The 20,617-nt window shown below is 69.5% G+C and carries 20 protein-coding genes; 9 read left to right on the plus strand and 11 right to left on the minus strand.

What is annotated here, in order from left to right; all coding sequences use genetic code 11:
- The first annotated feature begins 3 nt into the window (after nucleotides 1-3).
- Genes pstC through pstB form a run of 3 tightly spaced genes read left to right on the plus strand, consistent with a single transcriptional unit; the run spans nucleotide 4 to nucleotide 2,901 of the window.
- On the plus strand, nucleotides 4-1,005 hold the full coding sequence (gene pstC / locus ACK8N7_RS16800) for a phosphate ABC transporter permease subunit PstC (protein WP_403218027.1): 1,002 nt from the start codon (nucleotides 4-6) through the stop codon (nucleotides 1,003-1,005).
- On the plus strand, nucleotides 1,002-2,084 hold the full coding sequence (pstA, locus tag ACK8N7_RS16805) for a phosphate ABC transporter permease PstA (RefSeq protein ID WP_403218028.1): 1,083 nt from the start codon (nucleotides 1,002-1,004) through the stop codon (nucleotides 2,082-2,084). The genes pstC and pstA overlap by 4 nt, the downstream gene beginning before the upstream one ends.
- Nucleotides 2,085-2,124: 40 nt before the next feature.
- Nucleotides 2,125-2,901 carry a phosphate ABC transporter ATP-binding protein PstB gene (gene pstB / locus ACK8N7_RS16810; protein ID WP_205084963.1) on the plus strand — a complete coding sequence of 259 codons (777 nt, stop codon included), beginning with the start codon at nucleotides 2,125-2,127 and terminating at the stop codon, nucleotides 2,899-2,901.
- Nucleotides 2,902-3,047: 146 nt separating this feature from the next.
- Here the strand turns inward: pstB and ACK8N7_RS16815 are convergent, their stop codons facing one another.
- The gene (locus ACK8N7_RS16815) at nucleotides 3,048-4,046 is read right to left on the minus strand and encodes an inorganic phosphate transporter (RefSeq protein WP_015610167.1); all 999 of its coding nucleotides are present in this window, start codon (nucleotides 4,044-4,046) and stop codon (nucleotides 3,048-3,050) included.
- A gap of 5 nt (nucleotides 4,047-4,051) precedes the next feature.
- Nucleotides 4,052-4,672, minus strand: a complete 621-nt coding sequence (locus ACK8N7_RS16820) for a DUF47 domain-containing protein (protein WP_015610166.1) — start codon at nucleotides 4,670-4,672, stop codon at nucleotides 4,052-4,054.
- Between the two features lie 289 nt (nucleotides 4,673-4,961).
- Here ACK8N7_RS16820 and ACK8N7_RS16825 point away from each other — a divergent pair, with 289 nt between their 5' ends.
- Nucleotides 4,962-5,360 carry a metal-sensitive transcriptional regulator gene (locus ACK8N7_RS16825; RefSeq protein WP_500443012.1) on the plus strand — a complete coding sequence of 133 codons (399 nt, stop codon included), beginning with the start codon at nucleotides 4,962-4,964 and terminating at the stop codon, nucleotides 5,358-5,360.
- 42 nt (nucleotides 5,361-5,402) lie between these two features.
- On the opposite strand, the gene ACK8N7_RS16830 is transcribed toward ACK8N7_RS16825, so the two are convergent.
- The gene (locus ACK8N7_RS16830; protein ID WP_500445954.1) at nucleotides 5,403-5,765 is read right to left on the minus strand and encodes a hypothetical protein; all 363 of its coding nucleotides are present in this window, start codon (nucleotides 5,763-5,765) and stop codon (nucleotides 5,403-5,405) included.
- A 206-nt stretch (nucleotides 5,766-5,971) separates the two neighbouring features.
- Nucleotides 5,972-6,841, minus strand: a complete 870-nt coding sequence (locus ACK8N7_RS16835; RefSeq protein ID WP_403218030.1) for an SCO4651 family lipoprotein — start codon at nucleotides 6,839-6,841, stop codon at nucleotides 5,972-5,974.
- A gap of 166 nt (nucleotides 6,842-7,007) precedes the next feature.
- Between ACK8N7_RS16835 and ACK8N7_RS16840 the strand changes: the two genes are divergently transcribed.
- On the plus strand, nucleotides 7,008-7,220 hold the full coding sequence (locus ACK8N7_RS16840) for a hypothetical protein (RefSeq protein WP_403218031.1): 213 nt from the start codon (nucleotides 7,008-7,010) through the stop codon (nucleotides 7,218-7,220).
- Nucleotides 7,221-7,332: 112 nt separating this feature from the next.
- Here ACK8N7_RS16840 and ACK8N7_RS16845 read toward each other — a convergent pair whose 3' ends face one another.
- From ACK8N7_RS16845 to ACK8N7_RS16875, 7 genes are all read right to left on the minus strand, one after another.
- Complete coding sequence (locus ACK8N7_RS16845) at nucleotides 7,333-8,064, minus strand: phosphatase PAP2 family protein (RefSeq protein WP_500443014.1); 732 nt, start codon at nucleotides 8,062-8,064, stop codon at nucleotides 7,333-7,335.
- 378 nt (nucleotides 8,065-8,442) lie between these two features.
- Entirely contained in the window at nucleotides 8,443-9,414 is a 972-nt protein-coding gene (locus ACK8N7_RS16850) for a C40 family peptidase (RefSeq protein WP_043974656.1), read from the minus strand.
- 253 nt (nucleotides 9,415-9,667) lie between these two features.
- Nucleotides 9,668-10,261, minus strand: a complete 594-nt coding sequence (locus ACK8N7_RS16855; protein ID WP_403218033.1) for a hypothetical protein — start codon at nucleotides 10,259-10,261, stop codon at nucleotides 9,668-9,670.
- 11 nt (nucleotides 10,262-10,272) lie between these two features.
- The gene (locus ACK8N7_RS16860) at nucleotides 10,273-12,702 is read right to left on the minus strand and encodes an alpha/beta hydrolase (protein WP_500443016.1); all 2,430 of its coding nucleotides are present in this window, start codon (nucleotides 12,700-12,702) and stop codon (nucleotides 10,273-10,275) included.
- Between the two features lie 232 nt (nucleotides 12,703-12,934).
- Nucleotides 12,935-13,414, minus strand: a complete 480-nt coding sequence (locus tag ACK8N7_RS16865) for a hypothetical protein (protein WP_500443018.1) — start codon at nucleotides 13,412-13,414, stop codon at nucleotides 12,935-12,937.
- 80 nt (nucleotides 13,415-13,494) lie between these two features.
- The gene (locus tag ACK8N7_RS16870) at nucleotides 13,495-15,348 is read right to left on the minus strand and encodes an alpha/beta hydrolase (protein ID WP_500443020.1); all 1,854 of its coding nucleotides are present in this window, start codon (nucleotides 15,346-15,348) and stop codon (nucleotides 13,495-13,497) included.
- Entirely contained in the window at nucleotides 15,345-15,761 is a 417-nt protein-coding gene (locus ACK8N7_RS16875; RefSeq protein ID WP_403218037.1) for a hypothetical protein, read from the minus strand. The genes ACK8N7_RS16870 and ACK8N7_RS16875 overlap by 4 nt, the downstream gene beginning before the upstream one ends.
- A 538-nt stretch (nucleotides 15,762-16,299) precedes the next feature.
- Here ACK8N7_RS16875 and ACK8N7_RS16880 point away from each other — a divergent pair.
- The 4 genes from ACK8N7_RS16880 to ACK8N7_RS16895 all read left to right on the plus strand — a co-directional run bounded on the left by ACK8N7_RS16880 (nucleotide 16,300) and on the right by ACK8N7_RS16895 (nucleotide 20,593).
- A complete protein-coding gene (locus ACK8N7_RS16880) occupies nucleotides 16,300-16,608 on the plus strand; it encodes a DUF8827 family protein (RefSeq protein ID WP_015610155.1) in 309 nt (102 codons plus the stop codon).
- A 181-nt stretch (nucleotides 16,609-16,789) separates the two neighbouring features.
- Nucleotides 16,790-17,662: a DUF8175 domain-containg protein gene (locus ACK8N7_RS16885; RefSeq protein ID WP_403218038.1), complete on the plus strand. Its 873-nt coding sequence runs from the start codon at nucleotides 16,790-16,792 to the stop codon at nucleotides 17,660-17,662.
- Nucleotides 17,652-19,046 (plus strand): hypothetical protein, encoded by a 1,395-nt coding sequence (locus ACK8N7_RS16890; RefSeq protein ID WP_403218039.1) that lies wholly within the window; start codon nucleotides 17,652-17,654, stop codon nucleotides 19,044-19,046. The genes ACK8N7_RS16885 and ACK8N7_RS16890 overlap by 11 nt, the downstream gene beginning before the upstream one ends.
- Nucleotides 19,043-20,593, plus strand: coding sequence for an SCO6880 family protein (locus tag ACK8N7_RS16895; protein ID WP_015610152.1), 1,551 nt, complete (start codon nucleotides 19,043-19,045; stop codon nucleotides 20,591-20,593). Before ACK8N7_RS16890 ends, ACK8N7_RS16895 begins: the two co-directional genes overlap by 4 nt.
- Nucleotides 20,594-20,617: the final 24 nt, after the last annotated feature.

A 20,617-nucleotide genomic window follows, 5' to 3' on the forward strand; every position in this document is an offset into this window, starting at 1 on the left:
ACCATGGCTTCCACCACACCGATAGACACACCACCGGCCCCGCCGGCACCCCCGGACCGCAAGGAGCGCCCCAAGTCCACCGGGCGCGCCGGCGACAAGGTCTTCGTCGGCCTCTCGCGCGGTTCGGGCATCCTGCTGCTCGTGCTCATGGCGTCGATCGCCGTGTTCCTCAGCTACCGGGCCGCCATCGCCATCTCGAAGGACGAGGGCAACTTCCTCACCACCTTCGACTGGAACCCGGCCGGTGACCCGCCGGTCTTCGGCATCGCCGTCCTGCTCTTCGGCACCGTCGTCAGCTCGATCATCGCGATGGTCATCGCGGTTCCGATCGCTGTCGGCATCGCCCTGTTCATCTCGCACTACGCGCCGCGCAGGCTGGCCGCCCCCATCGCGTACGTCGTCGACCTGCTCGCCGCCGTACCGAGCATCGTCTACGGCATCTGGGGCGCCCTCGTCCTGGTGCCGTACCTGGAGGGCCTGAACCTCTGGCTCGACCAGTTCTTCGGCTGGACGTACATCTTCGAGAAGACCGAGGTCGGCGTCGCCCGCTCGCTCTTCACCGTCGGCGTCCTGCTCGCGATCATGATCCTGCCGATCGTGACCAGCGTCAGCCGCGAGGTCTTCCTCCAGGTCCCGAAGATGAACGAGGAGGCCGCCCTCGCGCTGGGCGCCACCCGCTGGGAGGTCATCCGCCTCTCGGTGCTGCCCTTCGGCCGCTCCGGCATCATCTCCGCCTCGATGCTCGGCCTCGGCCGGGCGCTCGGCGAGACGATGGCCGTCGCCACGGTCCTCTCCCCGAGCTTCCTCATCTCGCTGCACGTGCTCAATCCGGGCGGCGGGACGTTCGCGCAGAACATCGCGGCGAAGTTCGGCGAGGCCGACGAGTTCGGGCGCGACGCCCTGATCGCCTCGGGCCTCGTCCTCTTCGTCCTCACCCTGCTGGTCAACGGCGCGGCCCGGCTCATCATCGCCCGCCGCAAGGAGTACTCGGGGGCCAACGCATGAGCCACGCAACCGCCGTCCAGGACCGCCCGACGCCGCCCACCGGGCCCGCGCCGAGGTCCGGTCTGAGCAGCCGCTCGCTGCCCCGCCTGGCCCCCGTCGGCTTCGCCGCCGTGTCGGTCGCGCTCGCCGTCGGCATCAGCCTCGCCGCCGGCTGGCACAGCAAGGTGCAGTGGGGCATGATCGCCGCGCTGCTCTTCCTGGCGATCTCGTACGTCGCCACCACCGTCGTGGAGAACAAGCGCCAGGCCAAGGACCGCCTGGCCACCAGCATCGTCTGGGTCTGCTTCCTGATCGCGATCGTCCCGCTGGCCTCCCTGCTGTGGACGACCGTCAGCCGGGGCTCCGAACGCCTCGACGGCTACTTCCTGACCCACTCCATGGCCGGTGTGCTCGGCTCCGAGGCCAGCGGCGGCGTCTACCACGCGCTGATCGGCACCCTGGAGCAGGTCGGCATCGCCACGGTGATCTCCGCCCCGCTCGGCCTGCTGACCGCCGTCTACCTGGTCGAGTACGGCAAGGGCGCGCTCGCCAAGGCCGTCACGTTCTTCGTCGACGTGATGACCGGCATCCCGTCCATCGTGGCCGGTCTCTTCATCCTGTCGATCATGCTGATCTTCGAGATCCAGCCGTCCGGCCTGATGGGCGCGCTCGCCCTGACGATCCTGATGGTCCCGGTCGTGGTGCGCTCCACCGAGGAGATGCTCAAGCTCGTCCCCAACGAGCTCCGCGAGGCCTCGCTCGCCCTGGGCATCCCGAAGTGGCGCACTATCCTGAAGGTGGTCCTGCCGACCGCGATCGGCGGGATCACGACCGGTGTCATGCTGGCCATCGCCCGCATCGCCGGTGAGACCGCCCCGATCATCCTGCTGGTCTTCGGCAGCCAGCTGATCAACGCGAACCCCTTCGAAGGCGCCCAGTCCTCGCTGCCGTTCTACATCTACGAGCAGTACAAGATCGGCGAGGCCGCCTCGTACGACCGCGCCTGGGCAGCGGCCCTGGTACTGATCGCCTTCGTCATGATCCTCAACCTCGTGGCCCGCGGAATCGCCCGCTGGAAGGCCCCGAAGACCGGTCGCTGACGCGGCCATCAGCGACCTCCCGAAAGAAGCAGTGATTTCCATGGCCAAGCGCATCGACATCAGCGGCCTCAGCGCCTTCTACGGCAGCCACAAGGCCATCGAGGACATCTCGATGACCGTGGAGCCCCGCTCCGTGACCGCCTTCATCGGCCCGTCCGGCTGCGGCAAGTCCACCTTCCTGCGCACCCTGAACCGGATGCACGAGGTCACCCCCGGCGGCCGCGTCGAGGGCAAGGTGCTGCTGGACGACGAGAACCTCTACGCCTCCAACGTCGACCCGGTCACCGTGCGCCGCACGGTCGGCATGGTCTTCCAGCGCCCCAACCCCTTCCCCACCATGTCGATCTTCGACAACGTGGCGGCGGGCCTGCGGCTCAACGGCAGCTACCGCAAGAGCGAGCTGAACGACGTCGTGGAGAAGTCCCTGCGCGGCGCGAACCTCTGGAACGAGGTCAAGGACCGGCTCAACAAGCCCGGCTCCGGCCTCTCCGGCGGCCAGCAGCAGCGTCTGTGCATCGCCCGCGCCATCGCGGTCGAGCCCCAGGTCCTGCTGATGGACGAGCCGTGCTCGGCGCTCGACCCGATCTCGACCCTCGCCATCGAGGACCTGATCGGCGAGCTGAAGGAGCGCTTCACGATCGTCATCGTGACGCACAACATGCAGCAGGCGGCCCGCGTCTCGGACCGCACCGCGTTCTTCAACCTCGCGGCGGTCGGCAAGCCCGGCCGGCTCATCGAGATAGACGAGACGGAGCGGATCTTCTCCAACCCGTCGGTCCAGGCCACGGAGGACTACATCTCGGGCCGCTTCGGCTGAGCCGTACGTCTCCTCCCCCGATACGGCCTTGCGGTGCTGCATGGCGGTGCCACCACAAGGCGAAAGGGTCCGCCCCCGCTCTCCTCGGAGAGCGGGGGCGGACCCATGTGACGCCTGAGATACCCGAGATGCCTTACGGCGTCGGCTCAGCCGAAGAGCAGCAGCACCGCGCCGTAGCTCAGCGCGGCGACCAGCGCCGCGGCCGGCATGGTGATGAACCAGCCGAGGATGATGTTCTTCGCGACGCCCCAGCGCACGGCGTTCACCCGCTTCGTGGCGCCGACGCCCATGATCGCGGAGGTGATGACGTGCGTCGTGGAGATCGGGGCGTGGAACAGGAACGCCGAACCGAACATGATCGACGCGCCGGTCGTCTCGGCCGCGAAACCCTGCGGCGGGTCCAGCTCGATGATCTTCCGGCCGAGGGTCCGCATGATGCGCCAGCCGCCCGCGTACGTACCGAGCGAGAGCATCAGCGCACAGGCGATCTTGACCCAGACCGGGATCTCGTCGTTGGGGCCCTCGACATCGGCGATGACCAGGGCCATCACCACGATGCCCATCGTCTTCTGCGCGTCCTGGAGGCCGTGGCCGAGCGCCATGCCCGCCGCCGAGACCGTCTGCGCGATCCGGAAGCCGCGCTTGGCCTTGTGCGGGTTGGCGTTCCGGAATATCCACATGATGCCGACCATCACCAGATAGCCGGCGATCAGGCCGACGAACGGGGAGATGAACATCGGGATGACGACCTTCTCCAGCACCCCGGACCAGATGACGTCCGTCCCGCCGGCCAGCGCCGCCCCGACCATGCCGCCGAACAGGGCGTGCGAGGACGAGGAGGGAAGGCCGAAGTACCAGGTGACGAGGTTCCAGATGATCGCGCCGACCAGCGCCGCGAACAGGATGCCCATCCCCTTCTGTCCGACGGGCGTGGCGATCAGGCCTTCGCTGACGGTCTTGGCGACCCCCTGGCCCAGGAAGGCGCCGGCGAGGTTCATCACCGCCGCCATCGCCAGGGCCGCACGCGGGGTCAGCGCCCGGGTGGAGACCGAGGTGGCGATGGCGTTCGCCGAGTCGTGGAAGCCGTTCGTATACGTGAAGCCGAGCGCGACACCGATGGTCACGATCAGCGCAAAGGTGTCCACGAGGTTCAGGACTCCTTGACCGCGATGGTCTCCACGGTGTTGGCGACGTGCTCGAACGCGTCAGCCGCCTCTTCCAGCACGTCCACGATCTGCTTGAGCTTCAGCACCTCCATGGCGTCGTACTTGCCGTTGAAGAGCTGGGCCAGCAGCTTGCGGTGGACCTGATCGGCCTGGTTCTCCAGGCGGTTGATCTCGATCCAGTACTCGGTGAGGTTGGCCATGGTCCGCAGCCCCGGCATGGCCTCGGCGGTGAGCTCCGCCGCCCGGGCCAGTACCTCGATCTGCTGCTCGACGCCCTTGGGGAGCTCCTGGACCTGGTAGAGGACGACCAGGTCGACGGCCTCCTCCATGAAGTCCATGATGTCGTCGAGCGAGGACGCCAGCTTGTAGATGTCCTCGCGGTCGAACGGCGTGATGAAGGAGGAGTTCAGCTGGTGGAAGATCGCGTGGGTGGCATCGTCCCCCGCGTGCTCCGCTGCCCGCATACGCTCCGCGATCTCGACTCGGGAGGCAGAATCCGCCCCGAGCAGTTCCATCAGGAGTTTCGAGCCCGTGACAATGTTGTCCGCAGACGCGGAGAACATGTCGTAGAAGCTCGTCTCCCTGGGGGTCAGACGAAAGCGCACGTGGGGTCCTCGGGATGCTTTGGATTCGGTCAGGCTGATGCTAGGCGCATCATCCGGCCACGGCTAACCGGCGTTCTTCAGTGTCGCCCATCAGGAACGGGGATCAGCACGGGCCCCCGGTCACGTTTCCGCCGGATTCGTTACGATATACCCGGCAGGGGTATATCGGGGTCAGGTGCGCGGGCCCCAATCGCGGACCGCCGACGGAACGGCACCACCGGCCACATCCGGCCAGAGCACGCCGTAAGCAGGCTGTAACAGGTTGCACGAGGACAACGGGAGGACGCAGATGACCACCACCGAGACGACGGGCACGGGAGCGGCAGCGGAACCGGCGGGGACCCCGGAGGCGACCGCGGCGGCTCCCGTCGGCGCCGAGGAGATCGTCACCGACCACGACCGCGGCATCCACGGCTACCACTACCAGAAGGACGAGCACCTCAAACGGCTGCGCCGGATCGAGGGCCAGATCCGCGGCCTCCAGCGCATGGTCGACGAGGACGTCTACTGCATCGACATACTCACCCAGGTCTCGGCCTCCACCAAGGCCCTGCAGTCCTTCGCCCTCCAGCTGCTGGAGGAGCACCTGCGCCACTGCGTCGCCGACGCGGCGGTCAAGGGCGGCGAGGAGGTCGACGCGAAGGTCGCGGAGGCCACGAAGGCGATCGCCCGGCTGCTCCGGACGTGAGGCAGGGGGCGGGAACGGAAGCGGAGAGCGTCACGGAGGACGTCACCCCCGGTGAGCGGCCTGCCGGGGGACGGTCACCCGCGCCCCCACACCTCGGACGCCGAGCATCCCGCCTGTGACATCGCGTACATGATCGGCGTCGCGCACACCGCCCACGTCAGGCACACCGTCCGCGTCACGCACACCGTCGGCACCGCGCACACCGTCCGCGTCACGCACACCGTCGGCACCGCACCCGTCGTCGGCATCGTGCCCGTCGTCCCTGACGTTGAGCACTTCGTCGATACGGTCGGGACTGAGGCGCTCCTCACGCGCCGCCGAGGCCGCGATCATCAGCTCGCCGCACAACTCGATCTCGGCGAGGGCCACACAGTCCTGAGCGTTCGGAGCGCTGAGCGTCACCACCTGCGTCACCTCTCTCTGCCGTCGCCGACCCTGTTGGCGACCCTTGGGCGCACCGGCTTCCTAGCGTAGGGAGCGCGATACGCGCCGCGCATGGCACGGACGGACCATTTACCCCCCTCCCAACCGGCCCCTCCCGCCCCCGCTCTTCCCGTACTCGTCCCGTGTTCGCCGTGCTCGTCCCGTGGGCGCAGCGCCAGGAGGGCCGCTCAGCCCTGCCGGATCTCCCCCGTGTAGATGTCGTCGTCGTCCGGCAGCGTCACCGTGACCGGCACCCCGAACCCGTACAGCAGCAGCGTCGAGACCACCGTGACCTCCGCCGCCTCCGGCCCCTCGGAGGCGAAGCTGAAGCGGTGCCGGACCTTCCGCAGCCGCCCCTCCTCGTCGAGGTACGCGTCGAACGGGACGGCGTCCCTGCCGAACCCTTTCGCCGCCGCACCCAGCGCCCCGCGCGACTGCGGCGACGCGGCCCGCGCCGCCCGGTTCAGGTCGGCGACGCCCCGGTAGTGATGCACCGTCACCCCTGCCAGCTCCGACTTCCCCACATACGTCACATCACCGGCGCCGCGCAGCAGTTCGGCGGCCGCCATCGGATCGGTGACCCCGCCGGTGACGAGGTTGCCGTCCTTGAGGGCGGTCGTGTCGATCCTGACCCACTTGTCGTCGGGGACCCCGGCACCGCGGTTCTTCATGTAGAGCGCGCCCGGCGCCAGCAGCTCGGTGATCGGCCGGTGGTCGTCCGCGCCCGCCGCGTCCGTGGGCAGCACGACCTTGAGCCGCCCCACCTGGTTGCGGAAGTCGTACGTGCCCTGCCCCCGGATCGTCACCCGCGTCCCGCCGGCCGCCGTCTCCATCGACGTACGGGCTTCCGCGCCACCCGCCCGGGCCAGTACGTCGGCGGCCTGGCCGAGCACGTCGAACGGACGCCCCGCGGCCACGGCGCGTTGCCCGGAGCCGTCGCCGCCACCGCTGCCGCCGTCCCCGCCGACGCATCCGGCGGTGACCGCGATCACCCCGGCCACTGCGAGGGCGCAGGCAGCGCGGGCCCCGTCTCCATACCTGTACTGCTGCACCGCCATCGCCTGCCAACCCCCAACGACTGCCGCTCGACCGAGCCCTCACCCGCCGGGCATAACGACCACCGGCGCCCCCCGTCACGCCGCCCCGGCGCGTCCGCCGCGCATCGACGGGGTCGCCGGGCGCACACACCCCCCGTCGGGAGGCCGCTCCCAGTACCGTGGTCGGGTGCACGAGGAACCCTCCGCCCCAGCCCGCACCACGGCCCCGCACCCCCCTTCGTGCCCCGCACCGCCCCCGGCGGGGCACAGCGCCACGACGACCGAGCGCGGCTCGTTCTGCCTGGCCCGCTGCACCTGCGGCTGGGCGGGCCCGGCACGCAGATCGCGGGACCGGGCACGCACGGACGCCGCCGAACACCTGGCGGCACCCCCGCCCTGACCCTTCAGGAAACGCGAAGGATCAGGGCACCGGGCATGGCTGAAAACAGCACGATCCCCCAGGTGCTCGAAGCACCTGGGGGATCGTTGGAAGCGTCCGGCCGGCTCCGGGGTCAGGCGGCGAGATCCTTCTCCCCCGGGTTGCCACGCCCGGTGCCCGGCCGCGGCTCGGGGATTCCCAGCGAGTCCCCGCGCTCCTCGGCGTACGCCGCGTCCGCCTTCTTCGACCGGACGATCCAGCCGACCCGGTCGGAGCGGGAGATCGCCGCCATCAGCGGGGTCAGCATGGCCATGGCGAGCGGGGCCAGCAGCAGGGCGGTGGCCGTGCCGAGAGCGAATCCGCCGATCACGTCGGTCGGGTAGTGGACGCCCATGTAGACCCGGCTGACGCCTGCGAAGAGCGCGAGGCCGAGCGCGACGAAGCCGAACTTCCGGTTGGCCACGAAGATGCCGACGGCGAGGGCCATGGCGAGGGTGGCGTGGTCGCTGACGAAGGAGTAGTCCGTCTTGCCGTGGATCAGGACCTCGAGCCCCTCATGGTCGTTGAACGGGCGCGGCCGTTCGACGAAGCCACGGATCGGGATGTTGATCACGACCGCGAGCGCGGCGGCGAGCGGCGCCCAGACGAGCCCGGCGACCGTGGTCACCGAGTCCTCGGCGCTCCCGCGCTTGCGCATGCTCCACCAGCACCAGAGGCCCACCAGGACGAGGCCGAACATGGTCCCGTACTCACCGACGAACTCCATGACCCGGTCGAACCAGGTCGGAGCGGCCTTCGCCAGCCCGTTGATGTCGTAGAGCAGACTGACGTCCGGGTTCGACCCTTCGAGTTCGAGTCCAGCCATCTGCTGCGGCCCCTTGCCTTGTCTGCTTCTTCTGTGGCGACGCGCGTCCATGCGCGCCACCGTGGTCGAACCCCCGTGGTCGGTGTGGTCCCGTTCCTGCGCACGCATGGTCAGTGCGCATGCCGTCCCTGTCCAGGGAACGGCCCGGCGCCCGCCCGCGTTCCACTCTCCACCGAATGATCACCATGACGTTATCGAAGAGTGACTGGTCGTCGCAGCTCAGGGCCCAGGCTTCACGGAGAGTTCCGGCCACGGCCGACTCCCCGTCAGACCGGCCGATGACCGCCCGTGCGGGAGAGACCCTTCCGTGCGGGAGGGATCCTTCCGTGGGGAAGGGATCCTTCCGTGCGTCGGGAGAGATCCGTCACCCGGCGAACGTCACCCCGGTGGCAGGTTGGTCGGCAGGGCTGCGGCACCGTCCTTGGTGACCCGCGTCGCACCGAAGTAGTCCGGCGTATCGATCTTGTCGAACCGGATGACCGCCCCCGTGAAGGGCGCGTTGATCATGTATCCGCCCCCGACGTACAGCCCGACGTGCCGGATGGCCCGCGAGTTGGTGAGGTCGTCGGAGAAGAAGACGAGATCCCCCGGAAGCAGCTCGTCCCGCGAGGGGTGCGGCCCGGCGTTGTACTGGTCGTTGGCGACGCGCGGCAGCTCGATCCCGACCGTCCGGTACGCGGCCTGGGTCAGCCCCGAACAGTCGAACCGCCCCTGCTGCTCCGGCGTCCCGTTACCGCCCCACAGATACGGCGTACCGAGCTTCTTCTGCGCGAAGTAGATGGCCCCGGCCGCCTGCCGGGAGGGCGCGACACGGCCGACGGGCCGGGCGAAGCTCTTCTCCAGGGACCGGATGATCTTTACGTAGTTCTGCGTCTCCTTGTAGGGCGGCACGCCGCCGTACTTGATCACCGCGTAGGCGCCGGCGTTGTACGCGGCCAGCATGTTGCTCGTCGGGTCGCCCGGCACCTTCTTCACGTAACCGGCGAGCTCGCAGTCGTACGAGGCGGCCGAGGGGATCGCGTCGGCGGGGTCCCACACATCCCGCTTGCCGTCGCCGTTGCCGTCGATCCCGTGCGTGGCCCAGGTGCCGGGGATGAACTGGGCGATGCCCTGCGCGGCGGCGTGGCTCTGCGCGCTGGGGTTCCAGCCGCTCTCCTGGTACAACTGCGCGGCGAGGAGGGCCGGGTTGATGGCGGGACAGAGGTTGCCCCACTTCTGCACGAGCGGCTGGAACCGCGCCGGCACCGCCCCCTTGGCGAGCGCGACGGCACCACCGCCGCCCGCCCCGGCGAGACCGGCGGCGGCCGAGTACGTACCGACGAGGAGCAACGCCATGAAGGCCGCCGCCATGCCCACGCCGATGCCACCGAAGACCCAGAATTTCCGCACCCCTCAACCATCCCCCATCGGGGAACGGTTCAGGAGTGTTTTCGACGGTGTGTACGAGTCATCCGCGGCACACCACCGGCGCACCCGGAGCACACGGGGGCGGTGGCGGCTCATCAGCACCAGGACTGACGGCACCTCAGCACCCTGGCAGCTCTCTGACACCTCCTTGGCGGCTCTTCGGTGGCTCTTCGGTGACCCTCTGGCCAACGCCTCCTCAGCTCCCCTCCCCCGACTCCCCGGACCAGAAGTCGGAACGGACGGCGGGCCGGGGCAACGGATAGACGCCTTCGTGGGCGGGCCCGTTCGGTTCGGTGGCGGGAGGGGCCACTTTCGACTCCTTCACGCAGGGGCTGTCCGCTTCGAGAAAGGCCTGCCCCTTCCCGCGGAAAGAGACGCTCACACCGAACCCTGCCTTCGTGACCGCGTAGACGGCCGGGAACGCGTCGTCCTTGTTGACGGCCTTGATCCGGTAGTCGCTCTTCCGCCAGAAGGCCTCCGCCCGGTCCAGGAAGGTCTGGCGCCGGTAGGCGGAGATGACTGTCATGACGGCCCGCCGCCGGGTCACGCCGCAGGCCCGGGTGGTGGTGGGCCCGTGGGCCCACTGCACGTCCGGATCGATGGCTCCGAGGACGGCGTCCAGCATGGCGTCGGACCGCTCGGCGGCTTCCTGCATGTCCATGCGGCCGTTCTCCCCGCTCGCCGCGCCTTGCACGCTCCCACCTCCGCTCGTTCCTTCCTCGCTCCCACAGGCGGAGAGGGCGAGCGCGAGGGCCAGGGTCGTCGTGACGACCGGGAACAACCGCCTCACTTCGGTTCCTCTCACTTCGGTTCCTCCATCTTGAGCCGGTCCGAGTGCCCCGACACGATCAGGGCGATGCTGTCCGCGGAGACGGCGTCCCGTTCCGGGCTGAAGTAGTTCGAGTGTGAGTCCAGGCTCACGCCGCCCCCACTGACCAGGGGCGGCCCGTCGGCCACGGGGAAGCGCCGCGCCCCGAACGCCTTGCTCGCCGGATCCTTCCCGAACCAGAGGTCGTCGTCGCCCGGATCGGCGAGGTCTCCCGCGAGATAGGCCCCACCGGGCCCGCCCACGACCAGCCCGACCCCGCCCACCACGACCTGGGTCTTCGACGGCAGCTTGGTGACCGGGTCGTTGGCGGCGGCCCCGACGAAGACGTGCTCGCTGCCGACGCCGAGGTCCACTGCGTGGTCGACGCCGACCCCCGGGCTGCCGACGAGGATGATGTCGTCGACGCCGGGTATCCCGCCCGGCACGGCGGCCGCGGCACCGACGGTCCGGGAGCCGTAGGAGTGCCCGATGGCGGTCAGATGAGGATCCTTGTTCCCGTTGGTCGCGGCGATCCCGCCCATGAAGTCGCGGTAGGCGAGGCCGCCCTTCTCGGCCCGGGCCGTACCCATGACGGCGAAGTACCCGGCCACACCATCGCTGTCCGGCAGCTGCGGGGCGTCGTAGCCGAGCCAGACGATGGAGGCGGTGGACTCGTCGTACCCCTGCGCCCCGATGGCGGTGTCACGGGCCCGCCCGAGGTCGTTCTTGGCGAACTCCTCGTCGAGGGAGGTGTTGAGCCCCGGGACGTACGCCGACACATGCTGGGAGGCATCGGGATTCCCGAACGACACGATGGCGCGCCCGTTCCCCTCGTCACCGATCCCGATGAGATACATGGGCGGCTGCCCGTTCTCCTTGAGCTGCCGGTCGATCTCCCGGAGCCCGGCGAGCTGCTTGCGGGCCTTGTCGGTGTCGACGCCCTCCAGCTTCTCGATGAGCGCCGGGAGGTTCTTCCGGTTGGCGGCGTCGCGAGCGGCGACGGGGATGCCGTCGAGGTTCCCGATCCGCTCCGGGGTGAGCTCGATGTACCGCTCGCGCTGCTCGGGCGTGAGCCCGTCCCACCAGGCCTTGCGCTGCTGCGGGGTGGCGTTCTGCGGGATCCGCGCGTCGAGATACCGCCGCTCGTCCTCCCGCACCCGCTGGTCGACCCGCCCCCCGGACCCGGGAAGCCCGAGCCCGGTACCCCCGCCACCGACGGCCTTGTTCCACTCCCAGGCGGCCCCCGCGTAGTCCCCGCGCGCCCACTGGTCACGCGCCCCCTGGGAATCCCGCTCCCACTGATCCGCGATGCGCCGCCCGCTCTCGACGGGGCGTAGGACGACGTCGGCGACGCCCTGGAAATCTCCGCCGAGCCCGTCCCCCAGGAAGCCGTCGAGGAAGCCGGGGCGGTGGGGGGTGGTGGGGGTGTCAGGGCCGGTGAGGCCGTCAGGCCCGTTGGAACCGCTGGAGCCATCGGAGCCGTTGGGGCTGTTGGGGCTGTTGGGGCCGTTGGATCCAGCAGGACCACTGGAGCCACTGGAGCGGCTGGGCCCATTGGAGCCGTCGGAGCCGCTGGATCTACCCGCGTCGACTCGACTGGAAGAGTCACTTCCGGCGGATGCGGTGGACGACCCGGGAGTGCCGGAGTCGCCACCGGTCGGTCCACCGGAGGTGGTGGAGGAGCCGGCCCCACCAGAGGCTCCACCCCCGGACGTACCAGAAGCTCCACCCCCGGACGTACCAGAAGCTCCACCCCCGGACGTACCGGAGGCTCCTCCGGAATCGCCACCGGAGCCGTCGGCACCGGCCCCCTCACTTGCCCCGGGGCCGGCGACGACGTCACTGCCGGGGGCGGGGCACGAGCTGCCGGTCAGAGAGCAGATGGCGGCCCGCATCTCCGCGGTGAGCTGCCGCCCGATCCCGGTGGCCATCATCGCGCCGACAAGGGCGACGACAACCAGTACGAGCCCGAGGTACTCCAGCGCGCTCTGCCCACCGTCGCGGCGCAGCTTCACCATCCGGGCGAGGCTGAACGGCCGCTGCCCCGCCCGCTCCTCGGGCCCGAGCCTGAACCACCGCCGGCTCTCCGGCCGCGCCAACAACACAGCGACGGCCACCGGTATCGCCAGCCGCGCGACGCCTTGCGCCCCGGCCCCGCCGCTCAGTTCAGCGAGCGCACCGAGGACGAACCACACCTGTACGACGACGAGCCCGCGCCAGACGCCGATGCCGCCGGTACGCACGTACAGGGAGAGCACGAAGGCGCTGACGCCGGGTAAGGACGCGTAGAGCAGTAAGCCGAGCAGATGCCCGTCCACGGCGTCCACCGAGGACGCCGTGGAGAGAGCACCGATCGCGCCCACCAATGTGGCCACGAAAAGCAGCTGAACGAGGATCAGGACCGCCTGCAGCGACCGAGGCATCGACCGCCCGCCCGAACTCGCGGTGGCAGCGCTTACATCGACACCAGCAGAAACCGCACTTCCTCGTATGCCGGACAAGGGCAGTCCCCTACCTCGTGAGCGGGCGGCACAGCGACAGGTCAGTCACTCCGCGTATGCGACCACACGAGCAGGGGACGCGACATGGGCCCCAGGGCCCAATGCAGGGCTCAAAGCCCTTGAGCAGAAGGCGAGTTGGCCCAACTTGCCCTAATCACCGCCCGGACGTCACGCCGACCTCCGGCGTCTCTGCGGACCAGAAGTCGGAGTGGATGTTGGGGCGAGGGATGAGCTCCGCCTCCGGGTCGAGCGGCGCGGTGGCCTGGCGGGGGGAATCGGCCACCTCGGATCGGCGGACACAGGGGCTGTCCACATCGAAATGCACCTGCCCCTCGTCAGCAACAGTCAGGCTCACCTGAAATCCATCCGGAGTCTTCACATAGATCGCGGGGGCGTCGACATGGCTATTGATCGCCGTCACGCGATAGCCGCTCTTCCGCCAGAACCGGTCCACCACACCGAGAAGGCTTCCCCTCCGCTGCGCGGAGACGACAGTCATGACTGTCCGCCTCCGAGTAACCGTGCAGCTACCTGTCGTCGTCGGGCCGTGCACCCACCGCAGACTCGGCTCGATCTCTGCGAGAACGCTGTCGAGCATCTCATCAGCACGTTCAGCGGCATTCTGCATGTCCATCTTTCCACCCCGTCCGCCGTCGCATCCTGTCAACAAGGCCCCTACGAGAAGGGCCACAAGAACCGAACGAACCCAGACCATCAACTCGGCTCTTCTCTTTGGATTCTGTTCGCGTGCCCTGCGGCGATCAACGCCATATTCTCGACCGAGGTCCTATCTAGTTCGGGATCGAAGTACTCCGAATGGGCATCGGCGGTAATCTTGCCCCTCCCGATCAGGGGCGGCCCGTCTCCCACTTCGAACCGCCTCGCCCCGAACGACTCGCTGGCCGGGTCCTTACCGAACCAGACGTCGTCATCTCCTCGATCGGCCAGATCGCCGAAGACGTAGGCGGCCGCCGGTCCTCCGAACAGCATCTCGGCCGCACCCACAGCCGACTGGCCCTTCGACGGCAGCTTGGTCACGACATCGTTGGCAGCCGCTCCGACGAACACATGGCCCCGACCCACCCCCAAGTCGTCGGCGCTGTCGACACCCACCCCTGGGCTTCCGACGAACACGATGTCGTCGACTCCGGGAATTCCACCTGGATGCTGCGTAGCGGCTCCTACCGTCCGTGAGCCGTAGGAGTGACCAATGGCCGTCATGTGGGGATCCTCGTTGTCGTTGGCGGCCTCGATTCCATTCATGAATTCACGGAAGGCTCGGCCCCCGTTCTCCGCCCTGCCATCGGCCGCAACTGAAAGGGTCCCAAGCCCATCCGGTGATTGTGGTGCGTCATATCCGAGCCATGTGATAACTGCAGCAGGCGCTCCGTGGCGGTTTGAGACGATGGAAAGATCCCGCGCACGCTTGAGATCGTTCGTGGCAAACTCCTCATCCAGCGACGTATTCAGCCCCGGCACATACGCCGCCACATTCTTCGACGTATCCGGGTTCCCATAAGAAACAATGGCCCGCCCGTTCCCCTGATCCCCGATACCGAGCAGGTACATCGGCGGATCCCCCGGCTTCGGCACCGCCCCCAGCTGCCGGTCGATCTCCCGCAGCGCCGCGAGCTTCGTCACCGCGTCCTCGTCATCCCGCCCCGCCAGCTTCCCCATCAACAGCTGGAGGTTGTCCCGGTTCGCCGCATCCCGGACCAGGGCCGGGATCCCGTCCAGGTTGCCGATCTGGTCCGGGTACACCGCGAGGTACTCCTCGCGCTGTTCGTCCGTCAGCCCCGCCCACCACGCCTTGCGCTCGGCCGGAGACGCGTCATGCGGGATCCCCTGCCTGAGGTACCCGCCCGCCGCCTGCCGCACCGCTGCCGCATCGCCCGCGGCATCCGTCCATGTCGCCGCCGGTACGCCCAGGCCCTCCTCCGCCTTCAGGCCCCGCAGGATCTTCGCGTACCGCCAGTCCGCGTCGGCCGCCGTCCGCACCGCCCTGGCGACCCGGTCCGCGATGTCCTGGGCCTTCGCGGCGTTCGGGTTGGGCGCGACGAGCCCGGAAGGGACGGCCAGGCCCGGATTGGGGACCCCGGACGCCCGGCCGCCCGCCAACGGCTTCCCGTCGACCAGCCCTTCGCCCGCCGCCGGGTACGACACCGAGCCGTCCGCGTGCACCGTGAACTTCAAGGCCGCCGCATCGTCGAGTGCCCCCCGGAGAACACGCTGCTGGGCCTTCATCTCATGGGCCAGGCTGTTCAGCGCGGTCCGCAGCAGCCCGCACTCCGTATAGATGTACTGGAAGTTCATCGACAGCCGGCGCAACCTCCTCACCGCCGCCCGTGCCGCCTCGCCCTTCTGCGTCCGGCGCAGGTCGTTGACGAGCTGGGTGTCGATGCGGTCCCGGGCGGCGTCGGCGCGGTTACTGACCCGGCCCCACCCGTCGGCCGCCTCTTCCAGCTCGGCGCACTTCACCTCACGTAACTCCGCCCACGTCAGGGTCGCCCCCAGCCCGCCCAGACCGCTCTGCCCGGCCGGACCACTCAGACCACCAGGCCCGCTCACCGCCCCTCCCCCGGCCCCGCCACCCGCACCCGGCCGAAGGAGCCCCTGACGGCTTCGTTCACCTCGGACTGGGTGGCGGCCACCGCCCGCAGCTTCCCGGTGAGGCTCCGGCACTCGTCGCGGGCATCCTCGATCCGTCGCTCCCACGAGGCCCGTACGGCACCCAGCTCCGCGAGCGCCGACAACTCTCCGGCCCCGGCCGTCAGGCCCTGGTGGGCCCGTCCCAAGTCCGCCTTCACCGGACCGAGGTGCGCGACCAGACCCTCCGCTCCCCCGGCAGCCCGCAACCACGGCCCGTCGCTGTGTTTCAGGTCACCACCACCGGCATCCGCCTCGCCGCGCGGCTCACCCCACCACCACGGCCGGTCACCGCCCGGCTGCCCCGGCACGGTCACTCCGCCCACGCCGCTCACCCCGTTCCTCGATGTTCCTCGATCGTGGAGCGGCACTGTGCCAAACGCGGCATGGACGACATGCCGCCCATCTGCGCGGCCGGGCGGCAGCGGCGGGGGCAGGCAGCCGTGATCACAGGGGCTTCCCACCGCACCGGGCGAACACCGGATTCACCCGGACGATGGACGCAGGATCTCCGCCTTCCCCTGCGGCACGTCCTCCTGACGGCGCATCGACCCGGCTCACCGGCGCACCGGCAGCCCTCGAACGGCGCATACGAACACGTCGTGCCCCACGAACGCTGCAACCGCACCGGGAACCCATGGCCACCGTCGTTGCTCGGGGTCACAACGCGTGATACACAGAGTGACCAGGCATATGCGTGTGGATACCGGGACGAGCCGCAGGTCAGGGCGGCCATGTCGGTCGAACGTGCGAGATCCGGGTAAAGAGACCGGCGAAGGCGTCGTGCGAGCGCGGTTTCATCAGCGAAGATAGAAGGCAACCCGTGCCACACGGGCACGCGAAGCTAACTACCCAACAGGGGCGGTGACTTACATGATCCTGGCAGCGGAGAAGGGCGACATCACCACCATCATCGGCGGAATCGCTCCCAACTGGGGGCCGTTCGGCACGCTGGGCAACGAGGCACGCATCATGATCGAGGTGGTGATGGCGATCGCCATCCTGCTCTGCCTCGGCATCGCGATCTGGGGCGCTGCGAAGCAGCGCATCGGAGCGACGGCGCTGCGCGACACGTTCAGCGCGGAACAGGGTAAGGGCCTGATCGTGGCTGGCCTGACCGGGGTCTTCATCATCGGCTCCCTGGGCACTCTCTTCACCATCGTGTACGGAATGGCTGTCTGACCCACCGTCGGCCAGCCCGCACCGGGCCGTCCCCGCCCGCTCCCCACCATCCGTCCGTCGTGCCCACCGGCTGAGGTTGCGTCTCCCTGATGTCGAGTCACTCCACCGCGCTCACGCGGCAACCAGCACAGCTACCGTCGTCATGCGCGTTTCCGCACACGACCGAGGGAGCGAACGCGGCATGAGTCCCGGCGACGAGCACGACTACCGCGGCAAGGACCAGGGCGGGCGCGCGGACGACCCGTACAGCACCCTCGGCGGTACCCGACAGACCCGTACCCGCCTCCCGGACGGCGACGCGGGCCACCCCCACGCCCGCCGACCCGTCCGGAACTCCCGCTCCCTCGTCACGATCACCGGGGTCGTGGTCCTCCTCATCGCCGCCATCGCCTTCGCCAACCGGGGCGGCACGAGCGACGACAACAACGCCTCCCCCGGCACGAAGAACCCGGGGACCGCCGGCTCGGCCCCCACCTCCGCCACCGGCACCAAGCCGGTCCAGGGCAAGAACGGAACGATCGCCTCCGGCTTCGCCCACGACGAGCAGGGGGCGCAGAGCGCGGCGGCGAACTACTCGGTGGCTCTGGGGTCGGCGGAGATGTTCATCACGGAATCCCGCCGCAGCATCATTCAGGCGACGCATGATCCAGCGGTCACCCCGGACCTCCAGAGCAGCCTGGACAGCGCCTATTCGCCCGCGTTCTACAAGAACGTCGGCCTCAACGACGACGGCACGACGCCCACCGGGCTCACCTTCGTCTCACGGACCGTTCCGGTCGGTACGAAGGTCGTCAAGATGGAGACCGATGCCGCCACGGTGGAGGTCTGGTGCACCGGCCTTGTCGGGCTGGCCGGGCAAGGCTCCACCAAGCCTGTCACCGAGACCTGGTTCACCATCTCGCAGGAGCTCAAGTGGATCGACGGCGACTGGAAGATCTCGTCGTCGAGCCAGGCGGAGGGGCCGACACCGGTCAACGGTGACAATCGTGCCTCCACCGCCGACGAGATGGCCGCAGCGGTTGATGCATACGGAGGCTTCACCTATGCCCGATAGCCGCCGCTTCCGCCTCTCCTCACTGGCCGGCGCCGCAGGCCTCGTGCCTGCCGCGCTGGTCGTCACGGCGTCACATGCCGCCGCAGCCCCCGCGCCGACGCCGACCCCGTCACCCAGTGCGAGCGACAACCCCTGCGACCTCATCGTCGGACTCGCCCGGGACTACTGCGAGGACGGCGAGAACGCCCGCAGCGGGTCACGTGCTCCGAGCGACCTCGACAACCCCGCCGACCCCCTCACCTCCCTGGCCCAAGGCTGCGCCGACGCCGCAGCCTGGATCGTCGGCAAGCTCAGCGAGGCAGTCGACTCCACCGCCAACGTCGACTTCACCAACCCCAAGTTCCTCCAGCAGTACGCCGTCATCTTCGCCGCCTCCACCATCCTCACCCTCGTCCTCTGGCTCCTCGCCGTGACCAAGCGCGCCATCCGCGGCGTCCCGCTCACCACCGCGATCTCCGAGGCCGTCGGCTTCCTCTGGCTCACCGTTCTCGCCTCGGCCTTCACGCCGCTGATCCTCTACACGATCGTCTCCGCCACCGACGGCGTCACCGAGGTCATCGCCTCCTCCACCGGCGGCCAGACCGACGTCTTCTTCGGCTCGTTCGCCGAGGCCCTCAAGAAGGGCACCGACATCGGCGGCGGACCGATCATGCTGATCGTCGTCTCGCTCGTCTCGATCGTCGCGGCCGGCGTCCTGTGGCTGGAGCTCGTCATCCGAGCCGCCCTGCTCTACGTCGGAGCCCTGCTCGGCATCGTCGTCTACGCCGGCCTCGTCGACAAGAACATGTGGGGCCACGTCCGCCGCTGGGCCGGCATCATGATCGCGGTGATCATGGTCAAGCCGGTCATCGTCATCGTCCTCGGCCTCGCCGGAGCGCTCTCCGCGGGCGACGGCCCCGACGCCTTCTCGGCCGTCGTCTCCGGCCTCGCCATCATCCTGCTGGCCATCTTCGCCTCCGCCATGATCTACCGCTTCGTCCCCGGCTTCGGCGACGAGATCCAGGGCGCCCGCACCAACCGCAAGCAGGCCACCGACGGCGCCCAGGCGGCCGCCCTCATCAGCTCCCCGGCCGCCCTCGTCTCCCAGGGCATCAAGACCCACAGCGGCCGCAACGACCAGAACAGCGGAGGGGGAGGCGGCGGTGCCCGCCCCTCCAACCCGGCCAGCGGCGGCGTCGCCGCACACAGCTCCCGCACCTCCGGCGGAGGCGGGGGCGGGGTCGGCGGCGGATCTGTCCCCTCCGCCGCACCCTCGCCCCGCAGCGGCGGCTCCGGCCCCACCTCCGGCACCCCCCACAGCAGCCGCTCCTCCCGAGGCGGAGGCGGCGGCTTCGGCAACACGGGCAACACAGGTAACTCGAGCACAGGAGGTGGAGGGCGTTGACGACTCAGTCCCACACGATGACGCCCCGCCGTACGTATCTCATCGGCCGCGCCCGGCCGAACGCGATCGTCGGCAAGAATCGCGAGACCGGCGAGATCGCCCTGATCATCGTCGGCGCGTTCCTCGGCATGATGAGCGGACTCCTCGTCCCCGTCCTCTCCCTGCGCATCGTCTGCCTGGTGGGCTTCCCCCTGCTGGCCCTCGCCATCGTGTACGTCCCGTACAAGCACCGGACGTTCTACAAGTGGTTCGAGATCAACCGCAGCTTCAAGCGCTCCCTGCGCCGCGGCACCGCCTACCGCTCCAGCGCCATGGAGGCAGGCGTCAGCTCCGACGGCCGCGAGGTCGAGATCGGCCCGCCCCCCGGCATCGGCCGGATCAGCTGGCTCGCCGCCCCCTTCGGCCCCGACGAGATCGCCGTACTCCTCCACGCCGACCGCCGCACCGTCACCGCCGCCATCGAGATCGAGGGCCCCGGCGTCGGCCTCCGCGACAGCGAGGACCAGGAAGCCCTCGTCGACCGCTTCGGCACCCTTCTCAAGCACGTGGCCAACGGCGACGGCTTCGTCACCCGCCTCCAGATGCTCGCCCGCACCCTCCCCGCCGACCCCGACGCCCACGCCAAGGACGTCGCCCAGCGCGGCGACAAGGCGTCCCCCGGCTGGCTCCAGGAGTCCTACGAGCAGCTCCAGTCGATGGTCTCCACCTCCAGCGAGCAGCACCGCGCCTACCTCGTCGCCTGCATGCACTACAGCCGCGAACTGGCCGCCGAGGCCAACGCCATGGCCCGCGCCGCCCGCCCCCACGGCGGCCGCAAGCTCGACCGCGACGCCGGGCTCGCCGTCGTCATGGCCCGCGAGCTCACCGACATCTGCGCCCGCCTCGCCGAGGCCGACATCCGGGTACGCCAGCCGCTCGGCCAGAGCCGCCTGGCCTCCCTCGTGCACTCCATGTACGACCCCGACCACCCCATCGACCACATCCAGGCGATGACCAAGCGCAACGCCTGGCCCGCCGAACTGGACGCCGTCGAGCCGACGTTCCTCCAGGCCAAGACCCGCGAGTCCACCACCCGCGCCCCCTGGTGCCACGCCACGGCCTGGGTGAAGGAGTGGCCGATGACCCCCGTCGGCGTCAACTTCCTCGCCCCGCTCCTCGTCCACACCCCCGACGTCATCCGTACCGTCGCCGTCTGCATGGACCTCGAACCCACCGAGGTCGCCATCGAACGCATGCTGACCGAGAAGACCAACGACGACGCCGAGGCCAGCCGCCAGGCCAAGATGAACCGCACCGTCGACCCCCGCGACATCGCCGCCCACGGCCGGCTCGACCAGCGGGGTGAAGATCTGGCCAGCGGCGCGGCCGGAGTCAACCTGGTGGGGTACATCACGGTGTCGTCCCGTTCTCCCGAGGCCCTCGCCCGCGACAAGCGGACGATCCGCGCCTCGGCCGGCAAGTCGTATCTCAAGCTGGAGTGGTGCGACCGCGAACACCACCGCGCCTTCGTGAACACGCTCCCGTTCGCCACCGGCATCCGCCGCTGACGCCGACACCCGCTGACGCCGACA

It is taken from the genome of Streptomyces griseobrunneus, assembly GCF_046713465.1.
Classification (GTDB): Bacteria; Actinomycetota; Actinomycetes; order Streptomycetales; family Streptomycetaceae; genus Streptomyces; species Streptomyces microflavus.

What these genes read in the sequence shown, in the direction of transcription:
- pstC (WP_403218027.1), top strand. Translation starts at nt 4, where the DNA reads ATGGCTTCCACCACACCGATAGACACACCACCGGCCCCGCCGGCACCC.
- pstA (WP_403218028.1), top strand. Translation starts at nt 1,002, where the DNA reads ATGAGCCACGCAACCGCCGTCCAGGACCGCCCGACGCCGCCCACCGGG.
- pstB (WP_205084963.1), top strand. Translation starts at nt 2,125, where the DNA reads ATGGCCAAGCGCATCGACATCAGCGGCCTCAGCGCCTTCTACGGCAGC.
- ACK8N7_RS16825 (WP_500443012.1), top strand. Translation starts at nt 4,962, where the DNA reads ATGACCACCACCGAGACGACGGGCACGGGAGCGGCAGCGGAACCGGCG.
- ACK8N7_RS16835 (WP_403218030.1), bottom strand. Translation starts at nt 6,841, where the DNA reads ATGGCGGTGCAGCAGTACAGGTATGGAGACGGGGCCCGCGCTGCCTGC.
- ACK8N7_RS16845 (WP_500443014.1), bottom strand. Translation starts at nt 8,064, where the DNA reads ATGGCTGGACTCGAACTCGAAGGGTCGAACCCGGACGTCAGTCTGCTC.
- ACK8N7_RS16850 (WP_043974656.1), bottom strand. Translation starts at nt 9,414, where the DNA reads ATGGCGGCGGCCTTCATGGCGTTGCTCCTCGTCGGTACGTACTCGGCC.
- ACK8N7_RS16860 (WP_500443016.1), bottom strand. Translation starts at nt 12,702, where the DNA reads ATGCCTCGGTCGCTGCAGGCGGTCCTGATCCTCGTTCAGCTGCTTTTC.
- ACK8N7_RS16865 (WP_500443018.1), bottom strand. Translation starts at nt 13,414, where the DNA reads ATGGACATGCAGAATGCCGCTGAACGTGCTGATGAGATGCTCGACAGC.
- ACK8N7_RS16880 (WP_015610155.1), top strand. Translation starts at nt 16,300, where the DNA reads ATGATCCTGGCAGCGGAGAAGGGCGACATCACCACCATCATCGGCGGA.
- ACK8N7_RS16885 (WP_403218038.1), top strand. Translation starts at nt 16,790, where the DNA reads ATGAGTCCCGGCGACGAGCACGACTACCGCGGCAAGGACCAGGGCGGG.
- ACK8N7_RS16890 (WP_403218039.1), top strand. Translation starts at nt 17,652, where the DNA reads ATGCCCGATAGCCGCCGCTTCCGCCTCTCCTCACTGGCCGGCGCCGCA.